Source organism: Streptomyces sp. NPDC088254, assembly GCF_044740925.1.
In the GTDB taxonomy this organism is placed as follows: Bacteria; Actinomycetota; Actinomycetes; order Streptomycetales; family Streptomycetaceae; genus Streptomyces.
The window spans coordinates 1,076,996-1,093,945 of record NZ_JBIURQ010000001.1; the positions used below are offsets into that span (position 1 = coordinate 1,076,996).

16 protein-coding genes and 1 pseudogene are annotated in these 16,950 nt (G+C 70.3%); 10 read left to right on the forward strand and 7 right to left on the reverse strand.

Annotated features, from left to right (window positions below; genetic code table 11):
* Nucleotides 1-121: 121 nt before the first annotated feature.
* Together ACIOC0_RS04675 and ACIOC0_RS04680 are read right to left on the reverse strand one after the other, a co-directional pair.
* A complete protein-coding gene (locus tag ACIOC0_RS04675) occupies nucleotides 122-2,551 on the reverse strand; it encodes a glycoside hydrolase family 65 protein (RefSeq protein WP_402152416.1) in 2,430 nt (809 codons plus the stop codon).
* A gap of 56 nt (nucleotides 2,552-2,607) precedes the next feature.
* Complete coding sequence (locus ACIOC0_RS04680) at nucleotides 2,608-3,483, reverse strand: universal stress protein (RefSeq protein WP_402153210.1); 876 nt, start codon at nucleotides 3,481-3,483, stop codon at nucleotides 2,608-2,610.
* Between the two features lie 287 nt (nucleotides 3,484-3,770).
* Here ACIOC0_RS04680 and ACIOC0_RS04685 point away from each other — a divergent pair, with 287 nt between their 5' ends.
* Nucleotides 3,771-4,445 (forward strand): CBS domain-containing protein, encoded by a 675-nt coding sequence (locus ACIOC0_RS04685; protein ID WP_402152419.1) that lies wholly within the window; start codon nucleotides 3,771-3,773, stop codon nucleotides 4,443-4,445.
* A 102-nt stretch (nucleotides 4,446-4,547) separates the two neighbouring features.
* Here the strand turns inward: ACIOC0_RS04685 and ACIOC0_RS04690 are convergent.
* Nucleotides 4,548-4,607: pseudogene (locus tag ACIOC0_RS04690) on the reverse strand (hypothetical protein); the annotation flags it as partial.
* 69 nt (nucleotides 4,608-4,676) lie between these two features.
* Entirely contained in the window at nucleotides 4,677-5,495 is an 819-nt protein-coding gene (locus tag ACIOC0_RS04695) for a universal stress protein (RefSeq protein WP_402152421.1), read from the reverse strand.
* Between the two features lie 425 nt (nucleotides 5,496-5,920).
* Between ACIOC0_RS04695 and ACIOC0_RS04700 the strand changes: the two genes are divergently transcribed.
* From ACIOC0_RS04700 to ACIOC0_RS04735, 8 genes are all read left to right on the forward strand, one after another.
* Nucleotides 5,921-7,396, forward strand: coding sequence for an AAA family ATPase (locus ACIOC0_RS04700; RefSeq protein ID WP_402152423.1), 1,476 nt, complete (start codon nucleotides 5,921-5,923; stop codon nucleotides 7,394-7,396).
* Complete coding sequence (locus ACIOC0_RS04705; protein ID WP_402152425.1) at nucleotides 7,342-7,848, forward strand: E3 binding domain-containing protein; 507 nt, start codon at nucleotides 7,342-7,344, stop codon at nucleotides 7,846-7,848. The genes ACIOC0_RS04700 and ACIOC0_RS04705 overlap by 55 nt, the downstream gene beginning before the upstream one ends.
* Entirely contained in the window at nucleotides 7,845-9,029 is a 1,185-nt protein-coding gene (locus ACIOC0_RS04710; RefSeq protein WP_402152427.1) for a 4Fe-4S dicluster domain-containing protein, read from the forward strand. The genes ACIOC0_RS04705 and ACIOC0_RS04710 overlap by 4 nt, the downstream gene beginning before the upstream one ends.
* Nucleotides 9,026-9,844 carry an FAD/NAD(P)-binding protein gene (locus ACIOC0_RS04715; RefSeq protein WP_402152429.1) on the forward strand — a complete coding sequence of 273 codons (819 nt, stop codon included), beginning with the start codon at nucleotides 9,026-9,028 and terminating at the stop codon, nucleotides 9,842-9,844. The genes ACIOC0_RS04710 and ACIOC0_RS04715 overlap by 4 nt, the downstream gene beginning before the upstream one ends.
* A gap of 1 nt (nucleotide 9,845) precedes the next feature.
* Nucleotides 9,846-10,694: an oxidoreductase gene (locus tag ACIOC0_RS04720; protein ID WP_402152431.1), complete on the forward strand. Its 849-nt coding sequence runs from the start codon at nucleotides 9,846-9,848 to the stop codon at nucleotides 10,692-10,694.
* A 23-nt stretch (nucleotides 10,695-10,717) separates the two neighbouring features.
* Nucleotides 10,718-12,064 carry a Ni/Fe hydrogenase subunit alpha gene (locus ACIOC0_RS04725; RefSeq protein WP_402152433.1) on the forward strand — a complete coding sequence of 449 codons (1,347 nt, stop codon included), beginning with the start codon at nucleotides 10,718-10,720 and terminating at the stop codon, nucleotides 12,062-12,064.
* Nucleotides 12,061-12,540 (forward strand): hydrogenase maturation protease, encoded by a 480-nt coding sequence (locus tag ACIOC0_RS04730; protein ID WP_402152435.1) that lies wholly within the window; start codon nucleotides 12,061-12,063, stop codon nucleotides 12,538-12,540. Before ACIOC0_RS04725 ends, ACIOC0_RS04730 begins: the two co-directional genes overlap by 4 nt.
* 123 nt (nucleotides 12,541-12,663) lie before the next feature.
* Entirely contained in the window at nucleotides 12,664-13,539 is an 876-nt protein-coding gene (locus tag ACIOC0_RS04735; protein ID WP_402152437.1) for a universal stress protein, read from the forward strand.
* Between the two features lie 32 nt (nucleotides 13,540-13,571).
* Here the strand turns inward: ACIOC0_RS04735 and ACIOC0_RS04740 are convergent, their stop codons facing one another.
* Nucleotides 13,572-14,807 carry a PP2C family protein-serine/threonine phosphatase gene (locus ACIOC0_RS04740; protein ID WP_402153212.1) on the reverse strand — a complete coding sequence of 412 codons (1,236 nt, stop codon included), beginning with the start codon at nucleotides 14,805-14,807 and terminating at the stop codon, nucleotides 13,572-13,574.
* A gap of 362 nt (nucleotides 14,808-15,169) precedes the next feature.
* Complete coding sequence (locus ACIOC0_RS04745) at nucleotides 15,170-15,847, reverse strand: HdeD family acid-resistance protein (RefSeq protein WP_402152439.1); 678 nt, start codon at nucleotides 15,845-15,847, stop codon at nucleotides 15,170-15,172.
* 207 nt (nucleotides 15,848-16,054) lie between these two features.
* Here ACIOC0_RS04745 and ACIOC0_RS04750 point away from each other — a divergent pair, with 207 nt between their 5' ends.
* Entirely contained in the window at nucleotides 16,055-16,498 is a 444-nt protein-coding gene (locus ACIOC0_RS04750; RefSeq protein ID WP_402152441.1) for a universal stress protein, read from the forward strand.
* A 32-nt stretch (nucleotides 16,499-16,530) separates the two neighbouring features.
* On the opposite strand, the gene ACIOC0_RS04755 is transcribed toward ACIOC0_RS04750, so the two are convergent.
* Nucleotides 16,531-16,920: a TrkA C-terminal domain-containing protein gene (locus tag ACIOC0_RS04755; RefSeq protein WP_402152443.1), complete on the reverse strand. Its 390-nt coding sequence runs from the start codon at nucleotides 16,918-16,920 to the stop codon at nucleotides 16,531-16,533.
* Between the last annotated feature and the right edge of the window lie 30 nt (nucleotides 16,921-16,950).

Here is a 16,950-nt window from a genome sequence, read left to right on the forward strand (position 1 = left end):
GATCACCGTAGGGTCATCCTGCTGTCGCAGACCGAGACGGCTGCCGGCACCGCTCAGGGACCGGGTCATTGGGCACCAAGCTCCTCGAGGTCCGCTTTCGTGTCAGCTCGCAGGCACGAGGTCAGGTCTGATCCGAGGAGCGGCCCGGAAAGCGGTCCGGCACTATGAGCGAGCAGGTTTCCCCTGGCGCGATGGTCACCGCCCGATCGGCGAGCACCACGCGGATCGGGGATTCCTCGGAGTCTGGCACGCTGATCTCCAGCTGCCCGCTCCGGCGGCGTATGCCCACGCCCCAGTGACCGCGATAGTGCACCGTGAATCCGTACTCCGAGACGGTCGGCAGAGGCACCGGATCCAGCCACAGGGCGTCCTCACGCGTCTCCAGCCCTGACAGACCGCGCTGGACCAGGTCGAGGGTCCCGGCCATGGCCCCGAGATGGATGCCTTCGCCTGTCGTGCCGCCCTGGATGTCCGCTACATCCGCCTCCAGTGCCTCGTGGACGTACTCCCATGCGTCGGCGCGTCTGGCCCGGGCGAGGACGAAGCCGTGGACGAGTTCGCTGAGGGTGGAGCCGTGGCTGGTGCGCTGAAGGTAGTAGTCCACGGTTCTGCGCCAGGTGTCGTCGTCCAGGTCGTACCCGAGACGCCGGAAAAGCCCTCCGAGTTCGGCGGGTGAGAACAGGTGACCCAGCATCAGGACGTCCGCCTGCTTGGACGCCTTGTAACGGTTGGCCGTGTCGCCCTCTGCTTCCAGAATCCGGTCCAGCCGGCGGATGGTGCCGTAGCGCGCGCGGTAGGCCTCCCAGTCCAGTTCGGCGAGGTCGTCGTAACCCTCGAACTGGCTGATGACTCCCCGATGGAACGGCACCCGCAGCCGGCGGGAGACCTCCTCCCACTCCTGCAACTCGCCGACGTCGAGCCGGAGCCGGTCGAGCAGTTCCTCGCGGCGCCAGGCGGGCAGGCCTCGCAGGAGTTGCAGGGTGCGGGTGAGGACCCAGGCCGCAGTGACGTTGGTGTAGGCGTTGTCGTCCAGCCCCGGCAAGGCGGCACCCGGATAGCCGTCGTGGTACTCGTCGGGGCCGACGACACCGCGGATTCGGTAGCGGCCGGTCTCGGGGTCGAAGGCGGCGAGGTCCGCCCAGAAGCGGGAGATCTGCAGCAGCATCTCAGCACCCCTGGTGTGGAGGTACTCCGTGTCGCCGGTGGCCTCGCAGTACTGCCAGACGTTGTAGGCGATCGCGGAACCCACGTGGTGCTGGAGGCGGGAGCGGTCGGGCAGCCAGCGGCCCGAAGCAGGGTTGAGGTGCCATTCCTGGGACTCCTCGCGGCCGTCGCTGCCGCTCTGCCATGGGTACATCGCGCCGGATCGGCCTGTCGCAGCAGCCGCTCTGCAGGCCCGCGGGAGGCGACGATAGCGGTAGTCCAACAGGGACCGGGAGACTTCCGGGAAGTGCAGGTTGAGGTACGGGAGTGCAAAGAGCTCGTCCCAGAACACATGGCCCCGGTACGCCTCGCCGTGCAGGCCCCGGGCGGGCACTCCCACGTCCAGGTCTGCGGTGTGAGGTGACAGCGTCTGCAGGACGTGGAAGAGATGGAAGCGCAGGATGCGGCCGGCTTCCCCCGGCACTTGGATGTCGGCGCACCGCCACAGCCGTTCCCATGCTGCGGCGTGGGAGGCCAGGAGGGCCGGGAAGTCCGCAGCTTCGGTCACCCGGTCGACCGCTTCTCCGAGCGGGTCGCCGATCGCAGTGTCCCGCGACGTGTGGAGCGCCACGGTCTTGTCCACGGTGACGGGTCGGCCCGGTGAGGACGGGACCACCAGACGGTGGACCGCGCGCCGGCGGGCCGGACGGAGCCCCGACGAGGCCGACGGCCCGTCGGTGGTGACCGTCGTCCGGGAGGCCAAGGCGACGGAGACGTCCGACGTGCGAGTCCGGCAGGTCAGCCAGACCGTGTGGGGCTCGTGGGCGCCGGTGCGCACATGGGTCACATGGTGGCGGTCGAGGGCGCGGTAGCGGTGCACGTTGCCGTTGATCACCTCGCCGTCGATCGAGCTTTCGATCTCGATCTCGCCCGACCAGTTCTCCGCCGTGATGACCGTGCGCAGCGCGGCCAGGTGGGGATCGCCCATGTGCACCAGGCGGGTCTGCTCGACGCTGAGCACATCCCTTTCGTTCAACCGGTGGCGGAAGGTCCGCGTGAGCGTCCCGCGGCGTAGATCCAGGGTGTGCCTGTGATCCAGGAGGGTGTGGGTGCTGGAAGAGATCCACGGGCCCCACTCTCCCTCAGCGCGGCGCAGACGCAATCGCAGAAGCAGCCAGTTGGGGAGGTTGACCAGATCTTCGTTCACCACACGCCGTCCCGCCACGGTCGACTCCAGGCGGTTGTAGCAGCCGGCCACATAGGTCGCCGGGTAGTGCACCAGGTCGGCCCGGCGTTCGGGCAGCGCGCCCCGAGTGGCGAAGTAGCCGTTGCCGAGGGTGCAGAGGGATTCGCGCAATCGCTCGGCGGCGGGACTGTACCCCGTCCACTCCCACGTCCACTCCGGCATCCGCCGCCCCTTCTCGCCTCCGGAAGTCCTGGAAGCCCAAGTACGTGCGGCGAGCCTCAGACCGGTTGCGGCACGACGGCGACCGGACAGTCCGAGTGGTGCAGGAGGGTGTGGGCGACCCTCCCGAGCTGCAGACCGAAGTGTCCGTGTCGTCGCTGGGCGCCGACGACGATCAGGTCGGCCTCGGCCGACGCCTTCAGGAGAACCTTGTGGGCGGGGCCTTCGATCGGCTGACGTCGGACATCGACCTGTGGGTGCTCCCGCATGGCTTCGCGCAGCGCGTCGTCGAGGCCGGTGGACGCCCGCTCCTCGCGCAGCCGGGCGGCGTCGTCGGCGATCAGCATGTGGTCCACGGGTTCCTGCGATGGGTTGCGCCAGGCCCGTACGGCCGTCAGGGCGCAGCCGCGTACCTCGGCCTCGCGGACGGCGAACCGTACCGCCGCCGCGCTGCCGGTCGCGTCACCGACCCCCACGACGACGCGGCCCGAGGCTCCCCGGCGGTTCGGATCCGCGCCGCGGACCACGACGACCGGACAGACGGCACGAGCCGCGACCGCGAGGCTCACGGAACCCAGGAGCATCCCGGTGATCCCGCCTCGTCCGCGTGAGCCCGTGACCAGAGCGAACGCCTCGGGGCCCGCCCGCAGCAGCGCTGATACGGCGTCCTCGGCCCTTACCTCGCCCGAGACCTTCGCCTCGGGGTTGCGGCGTCGGGCCCTTTCCACGCAGGACGCGACGATGTGCTCGGCCATGACCTCCTCGGCCGGTCGGTTGGTGCTGAAGGACGGCTGGGCTCCCTCGTATTTCTCCCACAGGGAGGCGTGGACGATGTGAAGGGGCAACCCGTGCCGTGCAGCCTCGTCGACTGCCCAGTCGACCGCCGTCAGACTGGAGTCCGATCCGTCGGCGCCCACGACCAGTGGCAGGTCCATCGCCGTCACCGCCTTTACCGTCCGGCTGCCGAGAGCCCTGTGAACAGCGTCGCACTGCCTGCTCGGCACCGCGACACGCCACCGGACGGACTCGTCGGGCACCGGCCGGTTTCCGGTGGAGGCATTCAGCGTGATGCCGGAGGCCAGTGGCCGAGCCGACCCGCAGCTCGCATGATCGCCGCCCTCTCGTCAGAATGGTGCTGTATCCACCTGCCACGCGGGCCACACCGCCGCACCGGGCGGCTGCCCCGTCTCCGCGAGGTGGGCGCACGTTCCCGGGAGGCGACATGCACCATCGAACGGTCGAGGAGCTCATGAGCCGGGACGTCGTCCGGGCGCGGCGTGACACGCCGTTCAAGGAGCTGGTCAGACTCCTGCAGGAGAACGACGTCACCGCCGTGCCCGTGGTGGACGAGCTGGACCGGCCGCTGGGTGTGGTGTCCGAGGCGGATCTGCTCCGCAAGAGCGCCGACCAGGCCGATCCGTCCGGCAGGACACCGGTCCCGCACCTGGAGGCCTGGGAACGGGCCAAGGCCGAGGGCTCTCGTGCCGAGGAACTGATGTCCGCTCCCGCGGTGTGCGCACGTCCGGAGTGGACCGTGGTCGAGGCCGCCCGCCTCATGGAGGCCCAGAACGTCAAACGACTGCCTGTGGTGGATGAGACGGATCGGCTTCTGGGCATCGTCAGCCGCGGTGATCTGCTGCGGGTCTTCCTACGCCGTGACGAGGCCATCCGCGAGGAGATCACCGGCGACCTGCTGCGCAGCACCATGCGACTCGATCCTCGGGACGTGAGCGCGCAGGTGCGCGACGGACGGGTGACGCTCGCCGGCACCGTCGAGTACAGGAGTCTGCTTCCTGTCATCGAGCAGTTGTGCCGCGGCGTCGACGGCGTGGTGTCGGTGTCCGGGAATCTCTCCTACCGGAGGGACGACTCGCGGGATGCGTCCAGCAACAGCTGAGCGGGGGGTCACCCGGGCCGTCCAGCAGCCCGAGGGGTGCCGGGAGGACGCTGCCATGCCTTGAACGTCGCGATCGGCAGTGTTCAGCAGTTGGTGGGCGAGGTCGTGGACGGCCCTTCCTGCCGCCGGTTCGTCGCCGACTGCCCACGCGTTCGTGTCCACCGGGTTGTCCCTCGGAACCGGCGACCGGCCCTGGAAGCCGGCTCGGTCCCGTTCCCTTCGTGGGGGCGGTCACATCTGGGGGACGACGGCGACGGGGCATGGTGCGTGATGCAGCAGTGCGTGATTGACCAGGCCGAGCTGCAGGCCCGGATGCCCAAGTCGTCGACGGGCGCCCACGACCAGCAGGTCCGCCGTCGACGCGGCTTCCAGCAGCGCCGGGCGCGCCGGTTTCTCGATCAGTCTCCGGCTCACCGCCGCGTCCCGACACCTCTCGGCGGAGTGGCGCAGGGCGTCGTCGAGGACCTGCGCCGGCGGGCGCCGGTGGGCTTCCAGGAACCACGACGGGGCCTGCGGGGTCGTACAAGCACCGGACGGTGCACTCCAGGCATGCACCACCACGAGCCGGCAGCCTCGCACCTCCGCCTCGCGCACGGCGAAGTCGACGGCCGTACCGCTGCCCTCCCCGTCCTCGACGCCCACGACCACGTTGCCGAAACGGGCAGCGCGATGCTCCAGGGAGCCGCGAACCACGATGACCGGACAGTCGGCGCGTGCCGACACAGCGAGGCTGACCGAGCCCAAGAGCATGCCCGCCAGGTCACCGAGTCCCCGGGACCCCAGGACCAGCGCGAACGCATTACGGCCCTTCCCGACCAGCGCTGAAGCCGCGTCCTCGTGCGAGACCTCGCTGGACAACCGGACCGCTGGAGCGCACACCTGGGCGCGTGCGGAGGCGGCGCCGATCACATGGGACGCTTCCTGCTCACCGACCGCCGCGTGCAGCAGATGGAGTGGGACCCCGTGCCGGGCCGCCTCGGCGGCGGCCCAGTCGACCGCTTCCAGGCTCGCCTCGGATCCGTCGACGCCGACCACCAAAGGAATCGTCACCGCGCCTGGCTCCTCTCATGCCGGATTCCACGGCTCCGGCCCATCCGCCGCGGCCCCGCGTGCGCGGCGGTGCGGCCCAGGGGATCCTTTGAATGGGAGATACGCCTCGTGTGAATGGGAGATACGCCTCGTGCCCGGTCATGCGAGTGACGTGCGGACCGCGTATCCGGTCGGGCTCGTCCGCCGCCCCCTCCAGCTTCTTACGAGACGGAGGCCGTCGCCATGCCACCAGTCGTCACCGTAGACCTCAACGTATGTCCTGGAGACTGCCCGCAGCCCAGGAGACGGGGACGAGACGGCTCATGGCTGCTTCCCCGTCGTCGCCGTCCTTCATGACCGGGCCCGGCCTCCGCGCGTCTCGGGCCGACGCGTCCGCACTCCGGTCGGCCGCCAGGCACGACAATGAGCCGCTCTCGCGCGCCGGGGTGTGCGAGACTCACACCGCGACTCTGCTCTTCCTCGGCGACCGGGCCTACAAGCTCAAGAAGCCGGTCGACCTGGGGTTCCTGGACTACACCACGGTCGCGGCACGCCGAGCCGCGTGCGAGCGCGAGATCACCCTCAACCGCCGGTTCGCCCCCGACGTCTACGTGGGTCTGGGTGAGTTCCGCAGCCCCGACACGGAGGTGCCTGAACCGGTCGTGGTGATGCGCCGCATGCCGGAGGACCGCCGCCTCTCCCATCTCGTACGGGCAGGTGTGGCCGTGGACGACGTACTTCGGACCGTCGCCCGGCACCTGGCGGCGTGGCACGCGACCGCGCCTCGTGGCCGCGACGTGAACGAACAGGGCACGCGAGACGCGCTCTCGGAGCGCTGGGAGGCGAGCTTCAGGCAGCTGCACGCACTGGCTGCGGAGGGAGGCGTACCAGACTGCCTGCCGGACATCGAGCGGCTGGTGCGCCGCTATCTCGCCGGCCGCAAGCGGCTGTTCGACAGCCGTATCGAGCAGGGACGGGTGGTCGACGGTCATGGCGACCTGCTCGCCGAGGACGTGTTCTGCCTCGATGACGGCCCCCGGGTCCTGGACTGCCTGGAGTTCGACGATCACCTTCGCTACGTGGACGGCCTGGACGACGCAGCCTTCCTCGCCATGGATCTGGAACAGCTCGGCGCTCCGGGGGCCGCGGCGTACTTCCTCGCCCGGTACGGCGAGTACTCAGGGGACCCCGCGCCTTCTTCCCTGTGGCACCACTACGTCGCCTACCGAGCCTTCGTCCGTGCCAAAGTCTCGGTGATCCAGGCCCGCCAGGGAGCACCCGGCGCGGACGCGGCATCGCGGCGCCTTGCCGCCACGGCACTGCGCCACCTGCGCACCTCCGCCGTCGGGCTCACCCTCGTCGGGGGACTTCCGGGCAGTGGGAAGTCCACACTCTCCGGAGCCCTCGCCGACCGGCTGGGGATCACCCTGCTCAGCAGCGACCGCATCCGCAAGGAGCTGGCCGGCATCCCGGCCGAGCAGCCCGCGGCTGCCGATTACGGCGAGGGGCTGTACACACCCGAGTGGACGGCGAGGACCTATGCCGCCCTGCTCGAGCGCGCGGTTCTGCTGCTGTCCTCCGGCGAGTCCGTCGTCCTCGACGCCACCTGGTCCGACGCCATCCAGCGTGAGGCAGCGGTGCGGGTGGCCGAGTGCACCAGCGCCGACCTGGTGGCTCTGCACTGTCATGTGCCGGGTGATGTGTCGGCGGCCCGCCTGATCACGCGCGCCCCCGGGGCCTCCGACGCAGGCCCCGAGATCGCCGACGCCATTGCCGCGAAGGAACCGCCATGGCCCGAAGCCGTCCCGGTCGACACCAGTGGCGCACTGGAATCCGCCGTCTCTCGGGCGCTGACGGCCGTACGCCCATGGGGAACCGATCAGGCCCCGGTCTTCCGCCGTCCGTACATGGAGCCGGACTGAAGCGCACGCGATCGGTGACGAGCCAGGCGTCCAGCCGGCCCTCAGGCCACTCCACCCCGCCACCGCCGTCGCACGCGTCACGACGGCGGTGGCCGCGGACGACCAGCGGACCGGCCGGCGCAAAGCGTGGCGGCACGGGCCCCCTCGCGCGGCACCTGGCGGAGCACCGGGGTGTGGACCTGACGACTCTCCACAGCACCGGGGCAGGTGGACGGATCACCCGTGCCGACGTGGAGCACGCCGTGCCGCCCACGCCGCAGCACCCCGGATCCGACGCTCGCCCGGGATCGCGGTTGTCGGCCCGTCTGAGGCCAAGGGGACCAACGGCCCACGCGGACGGGCCCGTATGGCTCTGTCGGCGTGGTGCCGAACCGGTAAGGCTGCCGTCGTGGGCCCGAGGGGACGGCAGAGACCAACGTGCTGTCCGTCGTGCTGAAGGAGGTCGGTCATGAGTGCTGACAGCGATGCGAACGCCGTCCCGGCCCTTGCGTCCGAGGGGCTCGTGATGGGCAAGGACGGCTTGGCCGCGCTCGTCGACGTCCTGGTCCGGCGCGGCTTCACCGTGATCGGCCCCACGGCCCGGGACGGCGCCATCGTGCTGGCGGAGTTGCGGTCGGCCGACGAGTTGCCGTACGGGTGGGGCGTGGAACTGGAGGCCGGGCGGTACCGGCTGCGGGAGCGGTCGGACGGCGCGGCCTTCGCGAACGCGGCGGGGCCCCAGTCGTGGAAGTCCTTCCTGCATCCGGCGCGGGTAAGGGAGTGGAGCGCCGACCGAGTGGAGGGGGAGCTGGTCCTCACGGCCGACCGAGCCGCGCCTCCTCGCTATGCCTTCCTCGGTGTGCGCTCCTGCGATCTGCGGGCCATCGCCATCCAGGACCGAGTGCTGACCGGCGGGGCATACCGCGATCCCCACTACGAGGGTCGGCGCTCCGGGGCGCTGCTGATCGTCGTCGAGTGCACGGAGCCCGGCGCCACGTGCTTCTGCGTCTCCATGGGCACCGGACCTGCTGCGGGCCCCGGCTATGACCTGGTGGTGACCGAGGTGATCGATGCGGACGGGCACCGGTTCTGGGTCCGCAGCGGCAGCGAGGAAGGAGCGGAGATCCTGGCCGAGCTGCCCGCTCGTCCGGCCGACCCCGAAACCCGGGAGATGGCCCGCGCCGGCGTAACAGCCGCCGCGGATCGAATGGGGCGGACCATGCCCGAGGCCGACCTGCGGGAGCTGATGGCCGGAACGCTCGACGCGCCCCGCTGGGACGACGTCGCCAGCCGGTGCCTGACCTGCGGCAACTGCACCATGGTGTGCCCCACCTGCTTCTGCACCACCACCGAGGACGTCACAGACCTCACCGGTGATCACGCGGAGCGGTGGCGGCTGTGGGACTCCTGCTTCGACCTGGACTTCTCCCACCTGCACGGCGGCCCGGTCCGAGCCTCCGCGCGCAGCCGCTACCGGCAGTGGATGACCCACAAACTCGGCACCTGGTACGACCAGTTCGGCTCGTCCGGCTGCGTCGGCTGCGGACGCTGCATCGTGTGGTGCCCGGTCGGCATCGACATCACCGAGGAGGCGGCCGCCCTGCACGACTGGACCCAGTCCGGCGTAACGGCAGCGGAGCCGAAGGAAGGATGACCACCGTGCCGCCTCCGCTGCCGTACCGCGTCGCCGATGCCTGGGCCGAGACCGCCGACACCCGGTCGATCGAGCTGGTACCGGCCGGGGAAGAACTCGCACCCTTCTCCCCGGGGCAGTTCGCGATGATCTACGCCTTCGGGGTCGGTGACGTGCCCATCTCGGCCAGCGCCCTGCGCGGCCGCCACGGGGGTCTTGTGCACACCGTGCGCGCGGTGGGCGCTGTCTCGACCGCGCTGTACCGGCTGCGCCCTGGCGACAGCGTCGGACTCAGCGGGCCGTACGGCACCGGTTGGGACCTCGAAGCGGCAGCCGGCCACGACGTCCTGGTGGTCGCCGGCGGCATCGGGTTGGCTCCGCTGCGGCCGGCCGTGCACACGGTCCTGGACCGGTCGGCCGAGTACGGTCGGCTCGCCGTCCTGGTGGGCGCTCGCACCCCTGCCGACCTCGTCTTCCAGGACGAGATCGAGAGCTGGCGCGGTCCGGCCCTGGTGGAGGTGACCGTCGACCGCCCAGGGCCGGGCTGGCAGGGCGCGGTGGGCGTGGTCACCACGCTCCTGGACCGTCTCGACCTGCGTCCCGAACGGACCTGCGCCCTGGTGTGCGGACCCGAGGTGATGATGCGGCACACCGCACGCGACCTCGTGACACGGGGTCTGGTCCCGCATCGGGTCCAGGTGTCCTTGGAACGCAACATGCACTGCGCTACCGGCCACTGCGGCCACTGCCAGCTCGGCCCGCTCCTTCTGTGCCGCGACGGGCCGGTCGTCGGCTACGACCGTGTGGCAGGCCTGCTCCTCGTGAGGGAGTTGTGACATGGTCACCGAACTCGGCCCGATCATTCGGACACGGCCGACGCTCGCCGTGTGGAAGTTCGCATCCTGCGACGGCTGTCAGCTGACCCTCCTCGACTGTGAGGACGAGCTTCTCGGCCTCACCGAGGCCGTACGGATCGACCACTTCCTGGAGATGACCCCGGCCGAGGGCGCCGAACGGGAGCGTGCAGGGTTGCAGGGCCGGGGGCCGTACGACCTGTCCCTGGTCGAAGGCTCGATCACCACCGCCGACGACGCCGAGCGGATCCAGCACGTCCGCCGCATTTCCCGGTATCTGGTGACCATCGGAGCCTGCGCCACCGCGGGCGGCATCCAGGCACTGCGCAACTTCGCCGAGGTCGACGACTTCCTCGCCGCCGTCTACGCCCAGCCGGAGTACATCGCCACCCTGGAGACTTCCACGCCGGTCTCGGCCCACGTTCCGGTCGACTTCGAACTGCGCGGCTGCCCCATCGACCGCCGTCAGCTCTTGGAAGTCCTCAACGCCTACTTGGCCGGACGCAAGCCCCAGATCTCCCACCACAGTGTCTGCTTCGAGTGCAAGAGGCGCGGCACCACCTGCATCACCGTGGCCCACGGCACCCCCTGCCTGGGTCCCGTCACTCACGCGGGGTGCGGCGCCATCTGCCCCGCCTACGGACGCGGCTGCTACGGCTGCTTCGGACCGTCGAGCAAGCCCAACCTGCGCTCCATGATCGAGCAGCTGCGTCGCGACGGGATGAGCGAGCGGGACATCCAGCGTGTCTTCCGCACCTTCAACGCCGCGTCGCCGGAGTATGCCCCCGTACCCGACCTCGCGGCCGAGAAGCAGCAGAGTCCTCCGGCCTGACGGACCTCGCAGGAAAGGCGCGCATGAACCATCGCGGAACCCGCGTCCTACGACTCGACGCGCTGGCCAGGGTGGAAGGCGAGGCTGCCCTCCACCTGTGCGTCGAGGGTGACACGGTCACCGAGACGCGGCTGCGGATCTACGAACCGCCGCGCTTCTTCGAGGCCTTCCTGATCGGTCGGGGCCACACCGAGCCTCCTGACATCACCGCCCGCATCTGCGGCATCTGCCCGGTCGCCTACCAGATGAGCGCCTGCCGGGCGATCGAAGAGGCCTGCGGCGTCATTGTGGACGGCCCTCTCGCAGACCTGCGCCGCCTGCTGTACTGCGGCGAATGGATCGAGAGCCATACCCTGCACATCTACCTGCTGCACGCCCCGGACTTCCTCGGGCGTGCGGACGTCGTGGAACTCGCCCGCGACCAGCGAGCCGCCGTCGAGCGAGGCCTGCGCATCAAACAGACCGGCAACGCGATCCTCGAACAGCTCGGCGGCCGACCCATCCACCCCGTGAACGTTCGGATCGGCGGTTTCTACCGGACGCCGGCCCCGGACGAACTCCGCCCGCTGGCGGAACGGCTGCGGCAAGCCCGGCAGGACGCGCTGGAAACCGTGAGCTGGGTGGCGGCGTTCGACTTTCCCGACGCCGTGTGCGACCACGACCTGCTCGCATTGCGCGACCCCGGCCGCTATGCCATCGACACCGGAACACCGGCTGTCATGGCCGCCGACGGCAACGGCGGGTCGCCGAACGAGTTCCCCCTGCCCGGGTTCGAACAGCACGTCCGGGAAGCCCAGGTGCCCCACTCCACCGCCCTGACGGCCACTCTCGACGGCCGTCGCCACCTCACCGGCCCGTTGGCCCGCTACGCGATCAACGGCCGATGGCTGCACCCGGTGGCCGCCGAGGCGGCGCGGGACGCGGGCCTGGGCGACCCGATGACCGGCGCCCTCTGCGACAACCCCTTCCGAAGCATCGTCGTACGCGCCGTCGAGGTGGTGCAGGCCATCGAGGAGGCGCTGCGGATCATCGGCGGATACGAAAGACCTCCGCGGCCGGCCGTCGAGGTACCGCCTCGCCACGGCGTGGGCTCCGGGGCCACCGAGGCGCCCAGGGGTTTGCTGTACCACCGCTACGCCCTCACCGAGGACGGCACGCTCACAGAGGCCCGCATCGTCCCGCCCACGGCACAGAACCAGACAGCCATCGAGGAGGACGTGCGCAGCGCTGTGCAGGCGCGGCTGGAAGCGGCCGGGCCCGCCGCTGACGACGAAGAGCTCACCCATCTGTGCGAACGGGTCATCCGCAACCACGACCCCTGCATCTCCTGCGCCGCCCACTTCCTCGACGTGACCGTGGAACGCCGATGAACGGCCGGGTCGTGGTGATCGGTGTGGGCAATCCGCTGCGCGGGGACGACGGGGTCGGTCCGGCAACGGTGGAAGCTTTGCGCGGTCGTGTCCCGGATGGCACCGTCCTCACAGTCAGCGACGGCGAACCCGCACACATGCTCGACCTGTGGCGCGGCGCGGACACGGTGCTCGTGGTGGAAGCCCTCCGGACACGGCCGGCCCGGCCGGGGGAACTGCACACCCTGAGCGCGGCGGACGCGGCCAACCGGACAGCAGCCACGGCGAGCACCCATGCGCTCGGCCTCGGAGACTGCCTGGCCCTGGCAGAGGCACTCGGGCAGCTGCCGCAGAGGCTTGTGGTGCACGCCATGGAGGTGGCGGACGTCCGACTCGGCGCGCCCCTGAGTGAAGCCGTGCGGTCGGCGCTCCCCGAACTGATCGACCGGGTCGCCGCCTCCGTTCGGCAGGCGCACGGACCGAACCACGAGGAGTAGGGGGCCGATGGTCCTCCAGTACGAGCCGAAGCGCCCTCGCGTCTGTCCACACAGAGTGCGACGGTGAAGTTCAGCCCCCCGTGCCGCACGCTTTCGGCGGCCCCATGAAAGGCGGTGGGGACGATGACACTCCCTCTGGTGGTGGGCGTGGACGGATCGGACTCATCCCTGCTGGCGGTCGACTGGGCCGTGGACGAAGCCGTCCGTCATGGTGTTCCGCTCAGGCTGGTGTACGCCTCCTTGTGGGCGCGCTACGAGGCGGGCCTCCCCTCGGGGGACCCGAGGCGGCCCTCCGAGCAGGTGCTGGCCGAGCACATCGTTGCCTCGGCGGCCGATCGGGCCGAACGGCGCAACCCGGATGTGAAGGTGACCACCGACATCGTTCCGGACGACGCGTCGGCCGCTCTCGTGCACGCGGGTGACGAGGCGTTCGCGCTGGTGACGGGTTCGCGTGGCCGCGGTGAGCTCAAGGGCCTGCTGCTGGGGTCGGTCGGTCTCGGCGTGTCCGCCCGAGCGCACTGTCCGGTGGTCGTGGTCCGGGGTGATCGCGCGGGCCTGGAAGGTGCGCATGAGCGGATCCTGCTCGGTCTTGGCGAATCGGACACGACTACGGAGGCTGTGCGTTTCGCCTTCCGCGAGGCTGAGGTGCGCGGATGTGTCCTCGACGTGGTGCGGGCCTGGCGCAGGCCTGCCTACGACAGGCACGGGGACCGGTTGCGGCCCGGCGTACCGGCGGACACGTACGAGGAGAGCGCCACCGCCGTGATCGCCGCTCTTCTCAAGGCGGCGAGCGCCGAGCATCCGCATGTCCGGACGCGCCCGTCGGTCGTTGAAGGACCGGCCGGCAAGATACTCGTCGACCGGTCGGCGGCCGCGGACCTCGTGATCGTCGGGGCCCACCGTAGGACGGGCCGCTTCGGATTCCAGCTCGGCCGCCTGAGCCATGCGCTGCTGCACCACGCTCAGTGTCCGGTCGCGGTCGTGCCGCAGAGGCGGTGAGTCTCCGGGAGCTGCCGAGAAGGGGCGCGGGGTTATAGGCGGATGACGACGAGAGCGATGTCGTCGGAGACGCCGCCTGCGACGTTGAGCCGGGTCAGCAGTGCGTCGGCCAGCAGGTCAGGGGGGAGGGCTCGGTCTTGGGCCAGGGCTGTGGTCAGGCGTTCCAGACCGACGTCGATGTCCTCGTCGCGGCGTTCTATGAGGCCGTCGGTGTACAGCACGAGGGTGTCTTCCGGCATGTAAGGGAGGCCGGCCTGGGGGCGGGGGACATGGTGCTCGCGCGTGCCGAGTGGCGGGTCGGTGGCCTGGTCCAGCAGGTCGCAGGTTCCGTCGGTGTGGAGCAGGATCGGCGGTGGGTGCCCGGCGTTGCTGTAGATGATCAGTCTGCTGCGGGTGTCGATGAGTATCTTGACCGCGGTGGCGGCCATGGCGCCGTCCACGGCGCGGGCGTAGAGGCCGAGGACTTCCAGGGCTTGAGCGGGGCTGGGGATGGCGCGGATGACGGCGCTCAGGGCGCTGCGGAGCATGCCCATGATGGCCGCCGCGTGCAGGCCGTGGCCGACGACGTCTCCGACCGCCACGGCGTAGCGGTCGGGCGGAAGGTCGACGATGTCGTACCAGTCGCCGCACACGTTGAGTGACGCGGTCGCGGGCAGGTAGCGCACGGCGATGTTGGTGTGCCGGTCCAGGTCGGGGACGGAGAGCATGGCTTCCTGCAGGGTGATGGCGACCTGCTGTTCGCGGGCGTGGGCCTGGCGCAGCTCCAGGTTCAGCCGGTGCAGCTCGCGGGCCCGTGCGTGCAGTTCGGCTGCCACGCTCTCGGTTCGTTCGGGCGGGCCCTCGCTGAGCCGATGTGCCCTGGGTGAGTCGACGAAGGCCGTGACGTCCATTACCTGTTGGATGATCCACTTCACGGTGCCGTCAGGTCCGCGAAGGGGGGTGTGGATCACGGACCACCATCGCTCCTCGACCCCGTCCCGCTGGTCGGGGGCGGGAACGTCGTACCGCTGGAGCACCGCGGTTTCCGGCTTCCCGGTGTGCACAAGCCGGTGCAGTGAGGCTTTCAGGCGTCGTGCCGCGTCGTCGCGGAAGCCGGGACTTTCCGGCAGGGCGTCGAAGAAGTACTTCCCGATCAACTCGTCTTTGGTCCGGCCTGCAGTCCGCAGGCATGCCGGGTTGACGTAGCGGATCACCAAGTCCGCATCCAGTACCAGGTACGGGCTTGGTGTGGAGTCGAAGAATGCCGTGAAATCGATGTCCGCTGTCATCATGCGCTCTCCGTGGCCGAGCGCGACTGCCTGGACCTCCAATCTACGGGCGATCCAGTGCTCGGGCTCGTTCGTTCGCGTTCACTCACCCGACCCCGCGACCCCCGCCCGGGTCCCAGAAGCTGCTGCCCCGCAGCTGGAGTCATGCCCAGGCTTGCCGACGCCTCCGGCGGAGACTCCCTCTGCATGGTGAGGTGCGGCATCTTGACGCGGGCGTGAATCCGGCCGGGTGCCCTGCGTCTGCTGGTGCCGAAGGACCGCTCGGGGATGCCGCCGGAGCGCCGCAATGTCCAGGTGCCCGCCCGCAGCGCGGAGTGCCGCTTCACCGCTCGTCCGTGCCTGCCCGCTCCGGCCCTGGTTGATCAGTGCTGGGGGTGCGGGCCGTGGAACAGCGGGCGCCGCTGTGTGGCAGTGCCGCCCGGAGCGAGGCGACCGACTTCGACGCGCATCCTGATGGCCTGGAACACCTCGACCACACCCAGGACCACGGCCATGACGCCCACCGCCAGGGTGAGTGCGGCGATGGAGGTGAACGGGGAGACGATCAGCACGATGCCCGCCAGAGTGCTGATGATCCCGTAGAACAGCTGCCAGCCGCGTGCCGGCGTGTCCTTCGCGGAGGCAGCCGCAGCCGTCACCATGATGCCGCGCAGCAGCCAGCTGAAGCCGATCCACAGGGCGAGCAGAAAGATCGACTGCAGAGTGCCCCGGAAGCAGATCAGCCCCAGCAGGACGGAGAGCGCACCCGTGAGGAAGTGCAGCACCCGAAGATGCCGGGGGACGTGCGTGCCGAATGCGGCGGCCAGCTGGAACACGCCGGTGGCCAGCAGGTAGACGCCGAAGAGTACGCCGACGACCCGCAGCGTCTCCTCCGGCCAGGCGAAGACCACGACGCCCAGGGCGATCGTGACCAGGCCCGTGGTGAGCAGGATCTGCCAGCCCATGTTCGCCAACGCGCCCAGGTCTTCGGTCAAGGGGGCGCCTTGTGGCTCGGTGCCGCGCGGAGGGCCAGTGCCTGAGGAATCAGAGGGATACGTCATGCCGCTGCCTCCTCCTGGAAGAGCACGGTCGGCAGGTACACCTCCATCGTCACCCACCCGGCCCTGTTTCACCTGGCGGCGGCCTTCCAAGTCGTCCGTCATGCCGCCGGCTGCTCATCTGTGGCGGTCTGGCGGTGGGTCACGCAGCGTGGAGAGCAGGGGCGGACCGGCCCCGTGGGAAAGGACACCGGAGGAGAGGTGGGAAGTATGGACACGGATGTCTCGGAGCCACGGGTGGTGGTCGGCGTCGACGGGTCGCAGTCTTCGTACGACGCCTTGCGCTGGGCCGTGCGCTACGCAAGCCGGATCGGTGGCACCGTGGAGGCAGTCGCGGTGTGGGAGCTGCCGGGCCTGTACGGCTGGTCGGGGCCCGCCGTGGACGTGGACGTCGACGAGGACGAGACCCGGCAGAAGATGACCCGGGAGCTGACCGACGTGCTCGGCGCGGAGGCCGCGGGCTCGGTGCGGACCCATGTGGTGCACGGCAACGCGGCCGATGTCCTGTTGCGTGCCGCCGAAGGAGCCGAGGTCCTGGTGGTGGGCAGCCGGGGCAGAGGCGGGTTCGCGCGTGCCCTGCTCGGCTCTGTCAGCCAGCATGTGTCTCAGCATGCGAGCTGTCCGGTCGTGATCGTACGTTCCCAGGAGCAGTGACCAGAGGGCCCCGGAGGCCGGGTGGGGCCGGCTCACTGGAATGCCGCGTGAATCTCCTGCTCCGTGGCCTCGTGTGACACGAGGCCACAGAGCTCGTCGTCGGAGAGCAATGTCACCTCAGGGTCCGGGACCGTGGGCCGGCCGTCGCGTACGACGGTGGCGACCACGGTTCCGGCGGGCAGCGCGATCTCACCCGGCTTGTGCCCCGCTGCCCGGGACTCCTCGGTGATCGCGGTCTCGATGACCTCGACGCCCGTCTTGCTCAGCCGCAGAAGCGCCACCGTGTCCGTGGCACCGCCGCCCTCAGCGAGAGCGGCCGCCCCCTGCCGTCCCGGGTCAGGGCTCATCCGCTGCTCCGGTCTGCCGACGAACCGGCCTGCGTTCAGGACCGGGCGGCGGCGGAGCCGCCCGGGAGCGGACATCGCCCTCGCCTCCTCCCTGCGCGGGGAAAT